This is a genomic window from Serratia sp. Ser99 (assembly GCF_024519545.1).
In the GTDB taxonomy this organism is placed as follows: domain Bacteria; phylum Pseudomonadota; class Gammaproteobacteria; order Enterobacterales; family Enterobacteriaceae; genus Serratia; species Serratia liquefaciens.
The window spans coordinates 95,665-114,097 of sequence record NZ_JALJRT010000008.1 but is presented as its reverse complement, the minus strand read 5'-3'; the positions used below and the strand labels follow the sequence as shown (position 1 = coordinate 114,097).

Below are 18,433 nucleotides of genomic sequence, written 5' to 3'. Positions count from 1 at the left end.
CAAGCTTTCATCATAATCCGCCAGGGCGTTCTCACCCTGACCCTAATCAATGCCACTACTAGTTGTAGACCTATTGAACGCACTCGGCAAATAGGTCTGGGTTATCGTTGCTATTGCCACCCGGGAGGACGCTTTTCCTTGCAAAACTTTACATTCATTTGATTACAGAAGAATTTTTTCGCTTTTATCCCTTAAGGACTGGTTGTGGTTTGGTATAGACTCGTGACGGTATTATTACGGGTTAACTCATATCATTCTTAATGGATGAAGTAGCAAGAGGGATAGACGATGAAAAAGACTTTGGTCGCCTGCGCGGCAAGCATGCTGTTTATGACCGGTGCGGCGAACGCGCTCAGCCTGTCTGGCGAAGCCGGCAAGCATTACACCAACCTCGGCTTCGGTCAGGACACAGGCACCAGCGGTTTGGGTTTAACGGGTAACTGGGCCCGTAGCGATCATAACGGCAACGTTGGCAGCCTGGGGCTGAACTTCGGCCTGCCACTGGGGCCGTTGACTGCGACGTTAGGGGGCAAGGCGCTGTATCTGAGCCCGAAGGACGGTAAGAGCGGTGGGGCTTTGGCACTGGGCGGCGGTCTTGACTGGGCAATCACGCGTTCTCTCAGCCTGCATGGCGAAGGCTATTTCGCCCCGGAATCACTGACCAGTGGCGTTAAGGCTTACAACGAAGCCAGCGGCGGCCTGCGTTGGACGGTTTTCCGCCCGCTTAGCGTAGATGTGGGTTACCGCTATATTCAGATGCAAGGTAAGGACGGGCGTCGTGACAACACCTTGGCCGATGGCCCTTATGTTGGCGTGGGTCTGAGCTTCTGATACAAACAGCGAAGGGGCCAATTGGCCCCTTCGTTTTATCGAAAAATCTATTAGCCGACGGCCGGCAGGATACCGCTGGCGATACCCACCTGAATGGCAATCACCGTCACCCCGCAGACAAACACCACCGCCAGCGCCGGAGTACCTCCCCAGACTCGGTATTTCGCCTGATGCTGTTGACGCGTTTTCCACACCAGCATTGACGGTAGCAGCAACGCCAGCACTGCCAGCGCGATGGCGGCGAAGCCCAGCGCCAGCACAAAGCCACGTGGATAGAACAACGCGAAAGCCAGCGGCGGCAAGAAGGTGATGGCACCGGTCTGCAGACGGCCTCGTACGTTATCCTGGCGCTTGAACAAATCGGCCAGGAAATCAAACAGCCCGAGCGCTACCCCCAGGAAGGAGGTTGCCAGCGCCAGATCGGCAAACAAATGCACCGCCAGTTCGACATGTGGGGAAGCCACGACGTCGCGCACCGCCTGCAACAGGCCGTTCAGACCGGCTTGCTGTGCCAGGATACCGACGAAAGTGGTGGAGCTGATGCTGCCGAGCGTGGCCAACTGCCAGAAAATATAGGCTATCAGCGGAATTGCGCTGCCGATAATGAACACCCAACGCAGCTTGCGGATGTTGCCGCCCATGTAGTTCACGATGCTTGGCACGCTGCCGTGAAAGCCGAACGACGTGAAGATCACCGGAATGGCCGACAGCGCCAGCCCTTGCTCCAGTGGGAGCGTCATCAGGTTGGTCTGGTGGATATTGGGCAGCATCAGGCCCAGCATGACAATCAGAAACACCACTTTGGCGCTGAACAGAATACGGTTAAACAGATCGACCGAATGTGTGCCGATGCAGACTACGCCGCCGGCCACCAGAGTAAACAGCAATACGCCAAGCGTGGTGGGGAAGTCCTGCGATGTCCACTGGCTGATGCTGGCCGCCAGCAATTCACCGGCGCCGCTGATATAGGCGGCAGTCAGGGCATACATCAAAAACATCATGCTGAAGCTGGTCAGCCATTGGCCGCCGCCGCCGAGGTAGCGCTTTGCCAGGGTACCGAGGCCGGTATCGGCCTGTTCATGTTGATAGACTTCGACCAGCAGCAGCGCGGTATAACACATCAACAGCCACAGGCCGACTAACAGAGCCAGGGTGACGCCGAAGCCTACACCGGCCGCCGCCAACGGCATTGCCAGCATCCCGGCGCCGATGGTGGTTCCTGCTACGATAAATACACTGCCAAGCGTGCGATTTTTCACGTTTTTCTCTATCAACCAAAGATTTTGGAAAATTATAGGTAACTGATTCTAAGTGCGGCAGGATAGTTGATGGAATATTTCGTGTCAAACGGGCGTTACGGGTGCTGTTAACTTATCTTTACGATGTTGCAGGCTGCGCTATCTCGCAAAAAAATGCCTTTAACCGAAATTAACTGGTGGTGCCTAGTGAAAACTTATTTACAGGCTTCTATAGTGGAAAGATCGGAAAATGTGGGAGAGATCAATGTTAAGGGTGGAGATGCTCAGCACTGGTGATGAGGTGCTACACGGGCAAATTATAGATACCAACGCCGCCTGGCTGGCAGACTATCTGTTCCAGCAGGGCATGCCGATGAGCGGCCGTGAAACGGTGGGGGACAGTATCTCCTCTCTGATCGAAACATTACAGGAACGCAGTCATATCGCCGACGTGCTGATCGTTAACGGCGGTCTGGGGCCGACCAGTGACGATCTCAGTGCTCAGGCGGCCGCGACCGCCTGCGGCGTCGAGCTGGTTGAGCATGCTGAATGGATGGCGCGTATCGAGGCGTATTTTGCCGAGCGCGGCAGGCCGATGGCGGCCTCAAACCGCAAGCAGGCGCACATCCCCGCTAACGCAGAGATGCTCGACAACCCGGTTGGCACCGCCTGTGGTTTTGCTTTGAAACTGAACCGATGCATGATGTTTTTCACGCCCGGCGTGCCATCTGAATTCAAAGTGATGGTCGAACAGCAAATTGTGCCGCGCCTGCGTCAGCGTTTTACCTTACCGGCACCACCGCTGTGCCTGCGGTTAACCACTTTTGGTACTTCGGAAAGCGATCTGGCTGCTGAGCTGGACGGCATGCCGCTGCCGCCGGATGTGGTTCTGGGTTATCGTTCCTCCAGCCCGATCATTGAACTGAAGCTGACCGGCCCGGTTGCCCAGCGTGCGGCGATGGAGCAAGCGTGGGAGCGGGTTCGTCAGGTTGCGGGTGATAACACCCTGTTTGAAGGAACCCTTGGCCTGCCGGCAGTGCTGACACAGCGGTTGAATCAGCAAGGGCTGAAGTTGGCGCTGAGCGAACAGTTCAGCGCCGGGCTGATCAATCTACAACTGCAAAGCGAAGGGGCGCCGTTGGCCGGTGGCGAATTGTTGCCGTCGCACTGCGTGGAAACGCTGGAAACCACGTTGGCGCGCGCTCGTTCGTTGGCGGAACTGACCGGGGCGCAGCTGGCATTGGCGGTCAGCGCCATGAGCGGCGATCGGGTGAGCATTGGGCTGCATACGCCAAAAGGCAGCATCGGGCAGACGGTACGTTATCGGGCTGCGCGGCATAGCCTGCGGTTAAGGCAAGAGTCGGTGGCGATGCTGGCGCTAGACATGCTGCGGCGGTGGTTGAACGGTGGGCCGGTATGCGGCAGGAATGCCTGGCTGGAGACGCTGGAGATTATCGAATAGGGAGGCTTGAGACTGTTGGTCTTGGGCATTGTGTGGCAAGGCGGATAGATGAAAGCCCCAAACGGTATTGACTCTCAATCAGAATGGGGCTGCACATACCGCCTAGACACCGTTACGCTAGCCTCTTCACAGCAAGGAGGCAAGCATGCAGTTAAAGCAGATGTTTCACTCGTTAGTCGTTGTATCTATTACGATTTTGGTATTTATACCCGTCGCCTTTCAAGCTGCAGCGTTGTTGGCTACAACTCGAAAGTCATAGGGTATATTCAGGTGATGGAAGGATGTTCTTGAAAATCAGATTTCCAACTCGATATCCGTCAGCGGCATGCAACAGCAAGGCAGGATTTCACCCTGGTTGATAAACGCCAATGGCTGTTGGCGGTAGGTCACTTCACCTTTTACCAGCTTCAGGCGGCAGGCGCCGCAGTAGCCGGAACGGCACTGATATTCCACCTCAACGTCGTGCAATTCGAGCACGTCGAGCAGGCAATTTTCACTTTTTGGGCAGGCAAGCTGCGTACCAGTGGTACGCAGCGTCACGATTGATGATGCCATCGCTTAGAGTTCGAAGTCGCTCAGGTCGTCGGCATGGACTTCCGAGTCGATCTGCCCTACCAGGTAGGAGCTGACTTCCACTTCCTGGGGTGCAACCTGTACGTTGTCGGAGACCAACCAGGCGTTAATCCATGGGATTGGGTTAGAGCGGGTGGCGAACGGCAGGCCAAGGCCCACTGCCTGCATGCGGATATTGGTGATGTATTCCACGTACTGGCACAGAATGTCTTTGTTCAGGCCGATCATCGAGCCGTCACGGAACAGGTATTCCGCCCACTCTTTTTCCTGCTCGGCCGCCAACACGAACAGATCGTAGCACTGTTGCTGACACTCAACGGCGATTTCTGCCATTTCCGGGTCATCGGCACCGGAGCGCATCAGGTTCAGCATGTGCTGGGTACCGGTCAGGTGCAGCGCTTCGTCACGGGCGATCAGCTTGATGATTTTGGCGTTGCCTTCCATCAGCTCGCGTTCCGCGAAGGCAAATGAACAGGCGAAGCTAACGTAGAAGCGGATGGCTTCCAGCGCGTTAACGCTCATCAGGCACAGATACAGCTGTTTTTTCAGCGCACGCAGGCTAACGGTAACGGTGTTGCCGTTGACCTGATGCGTGCCTTCACCCAGCAGATGGTAATAGCCGGTCATCTCGATCAGATCGTCGTAGTAGCCGGAAATGTCCTTCGCACGCTTGAGGATCTCTTCGTTGGTGACGATATCGTCAAACACCAGCGCCGGATCGTTAACGATATTACGGATGATATGGGTGTAAGAACGTGAGTGGATGGTCTCAGAGAATGACCAGGTTTCCACCCAGGTTTCCAATTCCGGGATCGAGATCAGCGGCAGCAGCGCCACGTTCGGGCTGCGGCCCTGAATCGAATCCAGCAGCGTCTGGTATTTCAGGTTGCTGATGAAAATGTGTTTTTCATGTTCCGGCAACGCCTGGTAGTCGATACGGTCGCGAGAAACGTCAACCTCTTCCGGGCGCCAGAAGAAGGACAGTTGCTTCTCAATCAGTTTTTCGAAAATTTCATGTTTTTGCTGATCGAAACGCGCAACGTTAACCGACTGGCCGAAAAACATCGGTTCCAGCAGCTGGTTGTTTTTATTCTGAGAAAATGTGGTGTAAGCCATAAGCCTGAGTCCATCGTATCGTGGCTAAATGAAGGGGCCGGAAGAGTTCCGGCCCGCTGTTTCAAACTTTAGATCTTGCAGGCGCCGCTTTCGCAGTCATCATCGCCGCCCTTGGCCGGCAACAAATCTTCCTGGACGTCTTCCGCGCCGTCGCGGGTGTTCTGATAGTACAGCGTCTTGACACCAAACTTGTAGGTGGTGAGCAGGTCTTTCAACAGCTGCTTCATTGGCACCTTGCCGCCCGGGAAACGGGTTGGGTCATAGTTGGTGTTGGCAGAGATCGACTGGTCGATAAACTTCTGCATCAGACCGACCAGTTGCAGGTAGCCGTCGTTGTTCGGCATTTCCCACAGCAGCTCGTAGTCGTTTTTCAGACGTTCGTACTCCGGCACCACCTGGCGCAGGATGCCGTCTTTCGACGCTTTGATGCTGATGTGACCACGTGGCGGCTCAATGCCGTTGGTGGCGTTGGAAATCTGCGAAGAGGTTTCCGAAGGCATCAGCGCCGACAGGGTTGAGTTGCGCAGACCGGTTTCCTTGATCTCTTTACGCAGGGTTTCCCAGTCGTAGTGCAGCGGCTCCTGGCAGATGACATCCAGATCTTTCTTGTAGGTGTCGATCGGCAGGATCCCCTGCGAATAGGTGGTTTCATTGAACCACGGGCAAGCCCCTTGTTCCTGAGCCAGACGGTTTGAGGCCTTCAGCAGGTAATACTGGATAGCTTCGAATGTCTTGTGAGTCAGGTTGTTGGCGCTGCCATCGGAATAACGCACGCCGTTCTTCGCGAGATAGTAAGCGTAGTTAATCACGCCGATACCCAGGGTGCGACGACCCATGGCGCCACGGTGTGCGGCTTTGATTGGGTAGTCCTGGTAATCCAGCAGGGCGTCCAATGCGCGCACTGCCAGGGTAGCCAGCTCTTCCAAATCGTCCAGGCTTTCGATGGCGCCCAGGTTAAAGGCGGACAGCGTACACAGGGCGATTTCGCCGTTTTCGTCGTTGACGTCGTCCAGCGGTTTGGTCGGCAGGGCAATTTCCAGGCACAGGTTGGACTGGCGCACCGGCGCGATCTGCGGATCAAACGGGCTGTGGGTGTTGCAGTGGTCAACGTTCTGGATGTAGATACGGCCGGTAGAGGCGCGTTCCTGCATCATCAGCGAGAACAGTTCGACCGCTTTCACGCGTTTCTGGCGAATGCTGTCGTCTTGCTCGTACTTGGTATACAGACGTTCAAACTCGTCCTGGTCGGCGAAGAATGCGTCATACAGGCCCGGGACGTCAGAAGGACTGAACAGGGTGATGTCCTGGCCCTTGATCAGGCGCTGGTACATCAGGCGGTTCAACTGTACGCCGTAGTCCATGTGACGAACGCGGTTGCCTTCAACACCACGGTTGTTTTTCAGCACCAGCAGGCTTTCAACTTCCAGATGCCACATCGGGTAGAACAGCGTCGCTGCACCACCGCGTACGCCGCCCTGAGAACAGGACTTCACCGCGGTCTGGAAGTGTTTGTAGAACGGGATGCAGCCAGTATGGAAGGCTTCACCACCACGGATCGGGCTGCCCAGCGCACGGATACGACCGGCGTTGATACCGATGCCGGCGCGTTGCGAAACGTATTTCACAATGGCGCTGGAAGTGGCGTTGATGGAATCCAGGCTGTCGCCGCACTCGATCAGCACGCAAGAGCTGAACTGGCGGGTAGGGGTGCGCACGCCGGACATGATTGGCGTAGGCAGTGAGATTTTGAAGGTGGAGATCGCGTCGTAGAAACGTTTAATGTAGTCCAGACGGGTCTCACGCGGGTAGTTGGAGAACAGGCACGCGGCCACCAGGATATACAAGAACTGCGCGCTCTCGTAGATCTCGCCGCTGACGCGGTTCTGCACCAGATACTTCCCTTCCAGCTGCTTAACGGCCGCGTAGGAGAAGTTCATATCACGCCAGTGATCGATAAAGGAGTCCATCTGCTCGAACTCTTCAGTGCTGTAGTCTTCCAGCAGATGCTTATCGTACTTGCCCATTTCTACCATGCGCGTCACGTGAGCGAGCAGCTTTGGCGGCTCGAACTGACCGTAAGCTTTTTTACGCAGATGGAAGATGGCCAGGCGCGCGGCCAGATACTGGTAATCCGGCGCGTCGCGCGAGATCAGATCGGCTGCTGCTTTGATAATGGTTTCATGAATATCAGCGGTTTTGATGCCGTCATAAAACTGAATATGGGAACGCAACTCTACTTGAGAAACGGAGACGTTGTTTAACCCTTCCGCGGCCCAGTCGATGACACGGTGGATTTTGTCGAGGTTGATGCGCTCTTTACGCCCATCGCGTTTAGTAACAAGCAGACTTTGGTTCATGTGGTGTTTTACCTGTCCGTATGGTGCCCCTAAGCAGAAGTGTAGTAGCTCTGCTCAGTATGTAAACACTATATATAGGGGGTGTATGTCGGTGAGGTAACAAGATAGTGAGAAAACAGGGCGTTTGCAAGTGAACAAAAGTGGCCTAATTTGTGGATAACTTGGGGGTGAAATGTGACTTGTCTTTCGCAGTGCGCGCTGTGACTGGTGCGACAAGCTTGTCAATAAGCGGGATAAGATTTTCCCTATAATCAGAAAAACGTGATCGTTTGCCGCTTTATTAAACGCTAGAAAAAAACGGCATATTGTTAGCCATCAAAGTTCTAAAAATTCATAAACAAGAAGAACACTGGGCTGGCGCAATCTTTTGTCCAATGTCTGTCTGTGTGATTCCACGTAGCTACTTTACCCCAAAATGAGGGCTGCCATTAACCACGGTTTCTCGTCCGTGCGATATCAGACCAGAGATCGCGGGTTCCAGCCGTTGCTTTCGCAATAGAGCGTTTGCGCCACAAGAGGTTTACGGGAGCTTTCATGTCGCCTCACTCCCGTAAATTGATCATTTTTAGGTATCGACTGATGGCGGTTGATACGGCTAGCTTTCGCATCGCGTGGGGATCAGCACCTCTTTGCTTTGATATTTATAAGGAATAAAATATTCTTTATGGCCCTGTTCCTCACTTTTGCTTTTTTGCCCGGCTGCAATCGTCACTATCAATTGAGCGATTTCCAGAGAAAGCTGTTGTTGCGATATGGCCCCGCTTAGCAGCCGGCCGGCATCCACATCCATATCATCAATCATGTTTTCAAACGTTTGGCTGTTACCGGTGATTTTTATCACGGGGGCAACCACGGAGCCCACTACGCTGCCGCGACCGGTGACAAAAAAGATAATATGGCTACCGCAGGAGATAAGATCCATCAGCCCTTCATTATCATTAGGGTTAGTGATGCCAAATTGCATCCAGTGAGGATCTGGCGTGCTATCAAGTAACCATAGGCCTTTTCGCTGGGGACAACCGCTGACTTTAAGCACGCCTTGAATGGGGCGAGAGCCGCTCTTTATTACGGCACCCATGCTTTTTTCTTCGATTGTGGATAGTCCACCGGCAAAGTTTCCTGGGCTGACCGAGTATTGCCTCACCGATTTGCAGTAATCGAGCGCCTTATTGTAGGTGGCAACGATTTCATCCTTAGCGCTTTCGGATGCCGCGCGCTGGGACAAAATATCAATCAAGCCTATGGCTTCCACGATCTCTTCAAAAATTGCCGTACCGCCCGCATCGACCAACCAATCAAAAAAGTTGCCCACCGCCACATTGCCCGCCAGCCCGCTGGTATAGTCGCTGCCCCCACACTCACTGCCGATAATCAAGTCTGCAAAGCCCATAGGCACTCGGCTGGTGCGCGTTAATTCTGTCTGCATTCTCCTGACATGCTCAACGCCTAACTCCACGCTGCCTTTTGTGCCGCCGGTTTGCTGAATATAGAACCAGGCCGTCGGCTTTCCTTCTTCTTTTGCGATATTGCTAAGCCACTCTGGCTGGATGTACTCACACCCTAACCCTACGGCAAGGACACCACCGACATTAGGATGGCGAATTAATGAGATCAGCATTCTTACGGCGTACTCATTGTCGGTACAACCGGAAAACCCAACCGCTTCAACTTCGGCGTCATTCACTTTTTCGGTTATCTTATCGGCCACAAAATGGGCGCATTCCACGGTGTAAATAACCAATATTTTATTGCGGATCCCCTTGGTGCCGTTCTGGCGCTGGTAACCTGACCACGTCACCGATTTCAGGCTTTCTAACTTATTCATATTTGACATCCTTAGGGGCACCGGTCACCAGATCCAGGTGGGATGAGCGTTCGTCATAGTTGCTATGCATAACGTGCAGGTGAACCCAATCGCCGGTTTTTATCGCTTGGGTCGCACTGCCTATGTTGATGCCGTATTTAATGATGGGGTCGCCCATGGAAATGGGGCATAACGCTATTTTATGGCCGATATTGATATTCTCATTGGCGATGACGGTGTCATTCCCACAGCCGCGAACCGAGACTTTGCCGGTTTGTATGGGCGTTAGCGCCGTAGCGACATTATCAATGTCATTAATCTTGTATGCGACTTGCTCCATAATAGCCCTCCTGATCTTATTATTTAGACGGATATTCAGTGCTATCACCAAGCAATAGCACTGGCTAATCAATCAGAAACCAATCAGAGCGCCACCATCAACCACCAGAACCTGACCGCTGATAAAGGCGGCTGCCTCTGAAGCCAAATAAGTAGCGGCCCAGCCAATGTCTTCTGGCTTACCGAATTTCTTCATCGGGGTTCGTCCGAGAATTTTATTGCGGCGCTCATCATCTCCTTCAATGGCCTTCCGCAGCATGGGCGTGTCGATCCAGCCCGGGGCGATGCCGTTGACGCGTATGCCTGCCCCAGCCAGTTCGGTGGTCAGCGCGCGGATAAGCCCCAGGTAGGCCGATTTCGCCGCCGCATAGCCAGCGACATAGGGCTGCCCGAGAAATGACGTCATGGAGGCGGTAAACAGAACGCTGGCATTGCCATGCCGCTTCATGTGCGGGACTAACGCTTTGGTCAAGGCAAACGCTGCGACAACGTGAACATCAAGAACGGATTCAAAATCCTCAACGCTCATCTCCTCGATGGGCTTTTTGCAATGGTTGCCCGCGTTGTTGACCAGGATGTCGATCTGCCCAACCTGCTCGAGCAAACCGTTCACCCATGCCTGGGTTTTGGTGGTTTCACTGACGTTAAATTGACTGTAGGTTGCCATAGGACCGAGGTTTTCAGCAGCCTGCTGAGCGAGTGGGCCATTGAGGTCGGCTATGATGACTTTTGCGCCACTGGCCACCATGCATTCAGCCATTGCGTAACCCAAGCCGCTGGCCGCGCCAGTAATTAATGCCGTTTTACCTTCGAGTGAAAATGCATTTTTTAACATAGTTATAATCTCTGATTAATTGCGGTTAAAAGGCGATAAGTATTTTGGTCACGGCACCAGGATCGGCTGCCCACGCAATAAAGGCTTCACCTGCCTGGTCGAGCGGGTAATGAGTGGTGATAATTGAATGCAGGGGATAGCGCTGTTGTTCCATCAAGGCCAGTACGGCGCGAAAATCTGCCACCGTGGCGTTTCGTGAGCCGCGGATATCCACTTCTTTCAGCAAAAAAAGCGCGCTGTTGTAGTTAACCGGTTTTTTTGCGTAGCCGACGTAAACGATGCGGCCAGAAAAGGCGACCAGTTCGAGAGATTGCTCGATTGAAGAGGTTTGCCCGGCGGCTTCAATGACCAATGCCGGGCCACGGCCTTCGTCGATCCTGCCCAGCTCGTCGGCGAGGTCGACCCTTGCCCCATTGAGGAATGAGCAAGCGCCGCAGGCCAGAGCCACGGCCTGTTTGCGATCGTCTATGTCTATGGCGATCACTCGTGCTCCCATTGCTGCGGCGGCGGCTATGGCCCCCAGACCAATGACACCGCAACCTATCACGGCCACCCATTCTCCAACCTGAATGGCACCACGACGGGCGGCGTGCAGCCCAACGGCCAGAGGTTCAACCAGAGCCAGTTCATCAAAGCTCAGGGCATTGCAAACAAGAATTTTATTCGCTGGGATAACCAGCCTTTGCGCCATACCCCCCTGACGCTGGACGCCGAGCGTTTGATTGTGCTTACAAGCGTTCGGTCTGCCAGCGAGGCAACTGCTGCAAACCCCGCATTCTGTGCAAGGCAAGACCACCACACGATCGCCCGGTTTGGCCGTCGTGACATTGCACCCTGTGCGGATAACTTCGCCGCTAATTTCATGGCCGGGGATGCAAGGGTAGACAACCAGGGGGTTAAACCCACGGTAGGTATTTAAATCGGAGCCGCAGAGGCCGACGCGCTGGACATCAATAAGAACATCATTATCACCGCATACGGCCTCAGGGATGTCGACGAACTCGGTATGGGAATTTTTATCAATGGTTAATGCTTTCATTATTATTGTTTCCTCAGGTTTGTTAAGGTGTCCGTGAGAGGTTGTGCTTTTTTATTTGAATTAATGGGTTTGACAAATAACGCTACGCTTAATGCGCCGAAAATACCTACGATACCGGCTAATACGAAGGCTGAAATAAAACTGCCACCGCTGTATTGAACAATAAAACCGGTCAGAATAGGGGCGATCATGCCTGAAGTATTCGCCAGCAGGTGAACAAAGCCGCCCACGCCACCCACTTTATCTGCGGAAATACTGTCGGAAATAATAGACCAGGGCGATGATGCTGCCAGATACATAAAGAATATGCCGAATGACATCATAATGACGGCAAAGGTCACGGAGTCGACGATCCCGGCAATACAGATGCATACAGACGAGGCAATTAAACCGACAACAATAAGCAGCTTCCTGGAAAAAAGTAATCTTCCGCTTTTCTTGTAAATATAATCGGAGACAGCGCCTCCCATGACCATGCCCACACTGCCGAGTAACCACGGAATCGAGGAGGCAATACTCATTTCAGCAATGTTCAGCCCTTTTGCCATTGAGAGGTAGCTGGGAAACCAGGTCAGGAAGAAATAAAGAATATAGTTGATGGCAAAGAACGCCATGCCGGTCGCCAAAACCAGTGGCTGTGTCAGATAAAAGCGAAACGGCAGCTTGGTCTGGGTATCATGGTTTACCGGCGCATTGTGCAGAGCCGTTTCAAACTCTTCAATTTCAATAGGCTGGGTCTTCGGGTGATCTTTAGGGTGGTCAGTAAAGTTTTTCAGCCAGAAGAAGGTCCACACAAAGCCAAGTGACATGAGGATGATAAAGGCCACTCGCCAGTTCCACATAATGATCAGGAATCCAACGATGGGGCCCGCGATAGCCCCTCCAAGTGGGTTGCCTGCATTGGCAATACCAATGGCGCGTGCGCGCTGGTGAATCGGGATCCAGTGGGTGATGACCTTATTGATGTTGGTGCTGACCGGGCCTTCGCTCATCCCGAAAATAACCCGAATTATAAACAGAATAATATAGCTGAAAGCGACCCCTGTCAGACCACAGAATAACGACCAGGTAAGCATGGCAATGGCCATCACTTTGCGCGGGCCGTAAATGTCAGACAGGTACCCCCCGACGAAGTTAAATAAGGCATAGCCGAAAAAGAAGCTGCTCAGCATTACACCAATTTCAGCAGGAGAGAGTTGTAGATAATCTTTTATATAGGGCATGGCAACAGAAAATGCAGCCCGATCCAGGTAGTTAATAATGCTGGCTATAAACAAGAGTGTTATTATTTTATTTCTCTGTTTCATGATTGCATACTCATATTGTATGACTAAATATAAACCCACCTTGCCAATCAATATTATGGGCTTAGTGAAATTACATTACGCCAAAGGTTTCGAATGCCTCTACCGTGCTCATGCCATTGCTGATGGCCGTCCTGACGCGATTCTCTGTGGAGACTTTTTCTAATGCCAAACTAATGGCGTCACGTTCAACTTCTTGCGGGATGATTAATACACCATCGCGATCGCCATAGACGATATCGCCTGGGTGTACCCTTATTCCGTTAAATTCAATAGGAACGCGATAATCGATCACCTTTCCTCTGGGGCCTTGATCTTGTGCATAAGTGCCGTGCGAGAAAGTGGGGAAATTTAATTCCAGAATTTCATTGCTGTCGCGTAGATAACCATCCAGCACGGCGCCAGCCGCTTTCAGATGACGAGCCCGGGTTGACATCAGGCCGCCCCAAAGCGCGTAACGCAGAGAACTTCCCGTGGCGATGTACACCTCGTCTTCTTTCAACGAATCCAGTGCTTCAAACATTAACCCAAAAGGCTGTTGGGTGATTTCGTTATGCCCAGAGCTGGATTTGAGCTCGTAGACATCGGCTTCGAGCACCGGCATCGCTCTGCCGGCAACCACCATATTCATCTGAAGCGGTTTAATGGAGGGGGCAAAAAACTGATGTAAAAATCCCATAGTATCAAGAATATCCCCCACAACGGCGGGGAACAGCTTGGTGCGCATCAGTTGGAACAGCTCTTTATCATTCGACCACATTTTTTTCTCCTGAAAAGACAATTTCTATTTGGCCTTAAGAGCAGGCTCGGGTGTTTGCACAGGAAAAATTACGCGCAACCTGTCAACCTGTCAAACAGGTTGACAGGGATGATTTTATATATGATATTAAGCTCACATTTTTAGTAAAATGGCGGCGAGAACCGCCCGGAAGGGGCCGTTGATGGTGTTGAATTGTGGTGGTGGTCTGAGAGAAGAAAATATCGTGATGTTTTCTGCTTTGCTTTCATCTAGTTCATTTGAAGTTGTAAATTTTGGAGTCGTTTAAAATGGATACAAAGATGCCGATTCAGAGCCACACATTGTCCTCGCAAATCAAGCATTACGTGCTGGATATGATAAGCCAGCAACAGCTGACGCCGGGGATGGCGGTTCCAAGCGAAGTAAAATTAATTGAGGAGCTGGGTGTCAGTCGTGGGGTGATCCGTGAGGCATACCGTTCGCTATCCGCTCTGGGTATTCTGGAGATAAAAAGCGGTAAAGTCCCGCGGGTGAAAGCGTTCGACAGCAGCGTGCTTGAGCTTATTTTTGGCTTTGCTATAGCTTCAAATCAGGTGTCCGTCTCCCAAATACTTAGCGTGCGTCAGTGGCTTGAAATCGGCAGTGCCGGCATGGCGGCGACCAACGGCAATGAAGAGGATTTTCGCCAGTTACAGGATGAGATGAAGCAGATTGAGGATTGTATCTTCGATACAGACAAATTCATTCAGCATGACATTAACTTCCATCTCATTATTGCCAGGGCATCTCGCAACCCTCTGTCCGCTATTTTATTGCAATCCCTGCATGAACAACTCAGACGTTCTATCCATGCTGGCCTTGAGGCGCAAAGTGGAACCGACGCCGAAAGAAAACAGATTGTCTCTTTGCATCAGGATATTTGCGATTGCGTTTGCGCCAAGGACGCGGAAGGAGCGATGAAAGCGATGACGAACCATTTTAATACGGCGGTCAACTCTTTGATTGAAAAGGGTGAGAAGGCCAATGACGGGGCCTGAAGAAGGGCATTTATTTTTGTGCGGCGAGCGCTTAAATACTCACCGCATTTGAGAGTGGCATCAGCCTTCGTGTTGAGTATGTACCATGTAGTTCACATCAACGTTGCCGCCCAGCTTGAAGTGGTCGGTGATCGGGTTGTAATGCAGGCCAATCATGTGTTTTTCGCGCAGCGGCGTGTGGTCGATCCAGCCGATCAGTTCAGAAGGGCGGATGAATTTCTTATGGTCGTGGGTACCCTGCGGGACCATCTTCAGAATATATTCCGCACCTATGACCGCCATCAACCAGGCCTTGGTGTTGCGGTTGATGGTGGAGAAGAACACATGACCACCCGGTTTGACCAGGTGAGCGCAGGCGCGCACCACCGAAGCCGGATCGGGAACGTGCTCCAGCATTTCCATGCAGGTCACGACGTCGTATTTTTGTGGGTTGGCCTGGGCGTGGCTCTCTACCGTTTCCTGCACGTAATTCACATTCATGCCGGTTTCCAGCGCGTGTAATCGAGCCACTTGCAATGGCTCGGCGCCCATGTCCAAACCGGTCACTTTGGCACCTTCACGCGCCATGCTTTCCGCCAGAATGCCGCCACCGCAGCCCACGTCGAGGACGGTTTTATCAAAAATGCCGCCTGAACGTTGCAGGATATAATTCAGACGCAGCGGGTTGATACGGTGCAGCGGTTTGAACTCACCTTCCAAATCCCACCAGCGAGAGGCCACGGCCTCGAACTTGGCGATTTCCTGATGGTCTACGTTTTGCGCTTGGCTGGATGATTCTGCATTCATGGGCGTATTTTGCTCCTGGTTCTCGTTGCGCGGATTATACATGTTCCGGCGCAGCGCCGTCTGCGCCGATGCATTTTTAGCGCACATATATGCACAATTTCAGTGAATCGGCGGCGGTTATTTTCCCGTAAAGCGTGCTTTGTGATATAGTTTTACACCTTTGCCACTATGGCAGCGGGCAGATGAATCATTAGTAGAGGGATAGCAGCTCCATGAGCGACCTTGCCAGAGAAATCACACCGGTAAACATCGAAGACGAGTTGAAAAACTCGTATCTGGACTACGCGATGTCCGTAATTGTCGGACGTGCGCTGCCAGATGTTCGTGATGGACTGAAGCCGGTACACCGCCGCGTTTTGTACGCGATGAACGTACTGGGTAACGACTGGAATAAACCATACAAGAAATCGGCCCGTGTCGTCGGGGACGTCATCGGTAAATATCACCCACACGGTGACAGCGCGGTTTACGACACCATCGTGCGTATGGCTCAACCTTTCTCACTGCGCTATATGCTGGTGGACGGTCAGGGTAACTTCGGTTCCGTCGACGGCGACTCCGCCGCGGCAATGCGTTATACCGAAGTGCGCATGTCAAAAATTGCTCACGAACTGCTGGCGGATCTGGAAAAAGAAACCGTCGACTTCGTGCCTAACTACGATGGCACCGAGCAGATCCCAGCCGTCATGCCAACCAAGATCCCGAACCTGCTGGTTAACGGCTCGTCGGGTATTGCCGTGGGTATGGCCACCAACATTCCGCCGCATAACCTGTCAGAGGTTATCAACGGCTGTCTGGCCTATATCGATGATGAAAACATCAGCATCGAAGGCCTGATGGAACACATCCCGGGGCCGGACTTCCCGACGGCGGCGATCATCAACGGTCGCCGCGGTATCGAAGAGGCCTACCGCACCGGGCGCGGCAAAATCTATCTGCGCGCACGCGCTGAAGTGGAAGCCGATGCCAAGACCGGGCGCGAAACCATTATTGTTCACGAGATCCCGTATCAGGTGAACAAGGCGCGTCTGATCGAGAAGATCGCCGAGCTGGTTAAAGAAAAGCGCGTGGAAGGCATCAGCGCACTGCGCGACGAGTCCGACAAAGACGGCATGCGTATCGTGGTTGAGATCAAACGCGATGCGGTTGGCGAAGTGGTACTGAACAACCTGTACTCACTGACGCAATTGCAGGTCACCTTCGGCATCAACATGGTGGCATTGCACCAGGGCCAGCCGAAGTTGCTGAACCTGAAAGACATTTTGCAGGCGTTTGTTCGTCACCGCCGTGAAGTGGTCACCCGTCGTACCATCTTTGAACTGCGTAAAGCTCGCGATCGCGCCCACATTCTGGAAGCCTTAGCTATCGCTCTGGCCAACATCGATCCGATCATCGAACTGATCCGTCGTGCGCCAACCCCTGCGGAAGCGAAAGCCGGTTTGGTCGCTCAGGCGTGGGATCTGGGTAATGTAGGCGCCATGCTGGAACGCGCGGGTGATGACGCGGCTCGCCCTGAGTGGCTGGAGCCGGAGTTCGGTATCCGTGACGGCAAATATTACCTGACCGAGCAGCAAGCTCAGGCAATTTTGGATCTGCGCCTGCAGAAACTGACCGGCCTGGAGCATGAAAAGCTGCTGGACGAGTATAAAGAGCTGCTGACTGCCATTGCCGAGCTGATCTTTATTCTGGAAAACCCAGACCGCCTGATGGAAGTGATCCGCGAAGAGCTGGTCGCAATTAAAGAGCAGTACAACGACGGCCGTCGTACCGAGATCACCGCCAATACTTCAGATATCAATATCGAAGACCTGATCAATCAGGAAGACGTGGTAGTTACGCTGTCGCACCAGGGCTATGTGAAGTATCAGCCATTGAGCGACTATGAAGCGCAACGCCGCGGCGGTAAGGGCAAGTCCGCTGCACGTATTAAAGAAGAAGACTTTATCGATCGTCTGTTGGTGGCTAACACCCACGATACGATCCTGTGCTTCTCCAGCCGCGGCCGCCTGTACTGGATGAAGGTGTATCAACTGCCTGAAGCCAGCCGTGGCGCACGTGGTCGTCCAATCGTCAACTTGCTGCCGCTGGAAGCCAATGAGCGTATCACCGCCATTCTGCCGGTGCGCGAGTATGAAGAAGGGCGTCATGTGTTCATGGCAACCGCCAGCGGCACCGTGAAGAAAACCGCGTTGACCGACTTTAGCCGCCCACGCAGCGCCGGGATCATCGCCGTTAACCTCAATGAGGGTGACGAGCTGATTGGTGTTGACCTGACCGACGGCAGTAACGAAGTCATGCTGTTCTCCGCCAACGGTAAAGTGGTTCGCTTCCCGGAAACGCAGGTGCGTTCAATGGGCCGTACTGCTACCGGCGTGCGCGGTATCAACCTGGGTGAAGGCGACAGCGTTATCTCCCTGATTGTGCCTCGCGGTGAAGGCGATATTCTGACCGTTACCCAGAACGGCTACGGTAAGCGTACTGCGGTCACCGAATACCCGACCAAGTCACGTGCCACCCAAGGGGTTATCTCCATCAAGGTGAGCGAGCGTAATGGTCAGGTAGTGGGTGCGGTGCAGGTGGATACCACCGATCAGATCATGATGATCACCGATGCCGGTACGCTGGTGCGTACTCGCGTTTCGGAAGTCAGCGTGGTTGGCCGTAATACCCAGGGTGTTACGCTGATCCGTACTGCGGAAGACGAGAATGTCGTCGGCCTGCAGCGCGTTGCCGAACCGGTAGAAGACGAAGAGCTGGATAGTCTGGAAGCCGGCGCAGAAGCCGTAGAAGAAGACGCTACGCCGCTGGATGAAGGCGACGACGATTCTGAAGCGGTAGACGACGCGGAAGATGACAACGTCTAAGCCATAGTGGGCGGCATAACGCCCCTATCGCACAGATGAATACAGGGCCTGGCAGCGATGCTAGGCCCTTTTTCAGTTATATGGTTTAATTAGCGAACTCAAGCTAAAG

General features: G+C 53.2%; 15 protein-coding genes. 4 read left to right on the top strand and 11 right to left on the bottom strand.

Annotation, left to right across the window (positions count from 1 at the left end; all coding sequences use genetic code 11):
* The first annotated feature begins 288 nt into the window (after nt 1–288).
* The gene (locus NR114_RS16750) at nt 289–831 is read left to right on the top strand and encodes a YfaZ family outer membrane protein (RefSeq protein WP_020827818.1); all 543 of its coding nucleotides are present in this window, start codon (nt 289–291) and stop codon (nt 829–831) included.
* A 50-nt stretch (nt 832–881) separates the two neighbouring features.
* Here NR114_RS16750 and tyrP read toward each other — a convergent pair whose 3' ends face one another.
* On the bottom strand, nt 882–2,090 hold the full coding sequence (gene tyrP / locus NR114_RS16745; RefSeq protein WP_041414776.1) for a tyrosine transporter TyrP: 1,209 nt from the start codon (nt 2,088–2,090) through the stop codon (nt 882–884).
* A gap of 244 nt (nt 2,091–2,334) precedes the next feature.
* Between tyrP and NR114_RS16740 the strand changes: the two genes are divergently transcribed.
* Nucleotides 2,335–3,531 (top strand): nicotinamide mononucleotide deamidase-related protein YfaY, encoded by a 1,197-nt coding sequence (locus NR114_RS16740; RefSeq protein ID WP_234528933.1) that lies wholly within the window; start codon nt 2,335–2,337, stop codon nt 3,529–3,531.
* Nucleotides 3,532–3,825: 294 nt separating this feature from the next.
* Here NR114_RS16740 and yfaE read toward each other — a convergent pair whose 3' ends face one another.
* The 9 genes from yfaE to NR114_RS16695 all read right to left on the bottom strand — a co-directional run bounded on the left by yfaE (nt 3,826) and on the right by NR114_RS16695 (nt 13,658).
* A complete protein-coding gene (gene yfaE / locus NR114_RS16735; RefSeq protein WP_048759285.1) occupies nt 3,826–4,086 on the bottom strand; it encodes a class I ribonucleotide reductase maintenance protein YfaE in 261 nt (86 codons plus the stop codon).
* A 3-nt stretch (nt 4,087–4,089) separates the two neighbouring features.
* The gene (gene nrdB / locus NR114_RS16730; protein ID WP_020827814.1) at nt 4,090–5,220 is read right to left on the bottom strand and encodes a class Ia ribonucleoside-diphosphate reductase subunit beta; all 1,131 of its coding nucleotides are present in this window, start codon (nt 5,218–5,220) and stop codon (nt 4,090–4,092) included.
* A gap of 68 nt (nt 5,221–5,288) precedes the next feature.
* The gene (nrdA, locus tag NR114_RS16725; protein WP_020827813.1) at nt 5,289–7,577 is read right to left on the bottom strand and encodes a class 1a ribonucleoside-diphosphate reductase subunit alpha; all 2,289 of its coding nucleotides are present in this window, start codon (nt 7,575–7,577) and stop codon (nt 5,289–5,291) included.
* A 595-nt stretch (nt 7,578–8,172) separates the two neighbouring features.
* Nucleotides 8,173–9,402: a UxaA family hydrolase gene (locus NR114_RS16720; RefSeq protein WP_020827812.1), complete on the bottom strand. Its 1,230-nt coding sequence runs from the start codon at nt 9,400–9,402 to the stop codon at nt 8,173–8,175.
* Complete coding sequence (locus NR114_RS16715; RefSeq protein ID WP_234528934.1) at nt 9,395–9,721, bottom strand: UxaA family hydrolase; 327 nt, start codon at nt 9,719–9,721, stop codon at nt 9,395–9,397. The genes NR114_RS16720 and NR114_RS16715 overlap by 8 nt, the downstream gene beginning before the upstream one ends.
* Nucleotides 9,722–9,793: 72 nt before the next feature.
* Nucleotides 9,794–10,555 carry an SDR family NAD(P)-dependent oxidoreductase gene (locus NR114_RS16710; protein ID WP_234528935.1) on the bottom strand — a complete coding sequence of 254 codons (762 nt, stop codon included), beginning with the start codon at nt 10,553–10,555 and terminating at the stop codon, nt 9,794–9,796.
* Nucleotides 10,556–10,580: 25 nt separating this feature from the next.
* Nucleotides 10,581–11,594, bottom strand: coding sequence for a zinc-binding alcohol dehydrogenase family protein (locus NR114_RS16705; RefSeq protein ID WP_234528936.1), 1,014 nt, complete (start codon nt 11,592–11,594; stop codon nt 10,581–10,583).
* Nucleotides 11,595–11,596: 2 nt separating this feature from the next.
* Nucleotides 11,597–12,901, bottom strand: coding sequence for an MFS transporter (locus NR114_RS16700; RefSeq protein ID WP_104410954.1), 1,305 nt, complete (start codon nt 12,899–12,901; stop codon nt 11,597–11,599).
* A gap of 70 nt (nt 12,902–12,971) precedes the next feature.
* Nucleotides 12,972–13,658, bottom strand: coding sequence for an RraA family protein (locus NR114_RS16695; RefSeq protein WP_048759273.1), 687 nt, complete (start codon nt 13,656–13,658; stop codon nt 12,972–12,974).
* Nucleotides 13,659–13,945: 287 nt separating this feature from the next.
* Here NR114_RS16695 and NR114_RS16690 point away from each other — a divergent pair, with 287 nt between their 5' ends.
* On the top strand, nt 13,946–14,674 hold the full coding sequence (locus tag NR114_RS16690) for a FadR/GntR family transcriptional regulator (protein WP_041414771.1): 729 nt from the start codon (nt 13,946–13,948) through the stop codon (nt 14,672–14,674).
* Nucleotides 14,675–14,734: 60 nt separating this feature from the next.
* Here the strand turns inward: NR114_RS16690 and ubiG are convergent, their stop codons facing one another.
* A complete protein-coding gene (gene ubiG, locus NR114_RS16685; protein ID WP_115058429.1) occupies nt 14,735–15,460 on the bottom strand; it encodes a bifunctional 2-polyprenyl-6-hydroxyphenol methylase/3-demethylubiquinol 3-O-methyltransferase UbiG in 726 nt (241 codons plus the stop codon).
* 212 nt (nt 15,461–15,672) lie between these two features.
* On the opposite strand from ubiG, the gene gyrA reads away from it, so the two are divergent.
* Entirely contained in the window at nt 15,673–18,324 is a 2,652-nt protein-coding gene (gyrA, locus tag NR114_RS16680) for a DNA topoisomerase (ATP-hydrolyzing) subunit A (RefSeq protein ID WP_046373071.1), read from the top strand.
* The last annotated feature ends 109 nt before the right edge of the window (nt 18,325–18,433 follow it).

What these genes read in the sequence shown, in the direction of transcription:
- NR114_RS16750 (WP_020827818.1), top strand. Translation starts at nt 289, where the DNA reads ATGAAAAAGACTTTGGTCGCCTGCGCGGCAAGCATGCTGTTTATGACC.
- NR114_RS16740 (WP_234528933.1), top strand. Translation starts at nt 2,335, where the DNA reads ATGTTAAGGGTGGAGATGCTCAGCACTGGTGATGAGGTGCTACACGGG.
- yfaE (WP_048759285.1), bottom strand. Translation starts at nt 4,086, where the DNA reads ATGGCATCATCAATCGTGACGCTGCGTACCACTGGTACGCAGCTTGCC.
- nrdB (WP_020827814.1), bottom strand. Translation starts at nt 5,220, where the DNA reads ATGGCTTACACCACATTTTCTCAGAATAAAAACAACCAGCTGCTGGAA.
- nrdA (WP_020827813.1), bottom strand. Translation starts at nt 7,577, where the DNA reads ATGAACCAAAGTCTGCTTGTTACTAAACGCGATGGGCGTAAAGAGCGC.
- NR114_RS16720 (WP_020827812.1), bottom strand. Translation starts at nt 9,402, where the DNA reads ATGAATAAGTTAGAAAGCCTGAAATCGGTGACGTGGTCAGGTTACCAG.
- NR114_RS16715 (WP_234528934.1), bottom strand. Translation starts at nt 9,721, where the DNA reads ATGGAGCAAGTCGCATACAAGATTAATGACATTGATAATGTCGCTACG.
- NR114_RS16710 (WP_234528935.1), bottom strand. Translation starts at nt 10,555, where the DNA reads ATGTTAAAAAATGCATTTTCACTCGAAGGTAAAACGGCATTAATTACT.
- NR114_RS16705 (WP_234528936.1), bottom strand. Translation starts at nt 11,594, where the DNA reads ATGAAAGCATTAACCATTGATAAAAATTCCCATACCGAGTTCGTCGAC.
- NR114_RS16700 (WP_104410954.1), bottom strand. Translation starts at nt 12,901, where the DNA reads ATGAAACAGAGAAATAAAATAATAACACTCTTGTTTATAGCCAGCATT.
- NR114_RS16695 (WP_048759273.1), bottom strand. Translation starts at nt 13,658, where the DNA reads ATGTGGTCGAATGATAAAGAGCTGTTCCAACTGATGCGCACCAAGCTG.
- NR114_RS16690 (WP_041414771.1), top strand. Translation starts at nt 13,946, where the DNA reads ATGGATACAAAGATGCCGATTCAGAGCCACACATTGTCCTCGCAAATC.
- ubiG (WP_115058429.1), bottom strand. Translation starts at nt 15,460, where the DNA reads ATGAATGCAGAATCATCCAGCCAAGCGCAAAACGTAGACCATCAGGAA.
- gyrA (WP_046373071.1), top strand. Translation starts at nt 15,673, where the DNA reads ATGAGCGACCTTGCCAGAGAAATCACACCGGTAAACATCGAAGACGAG.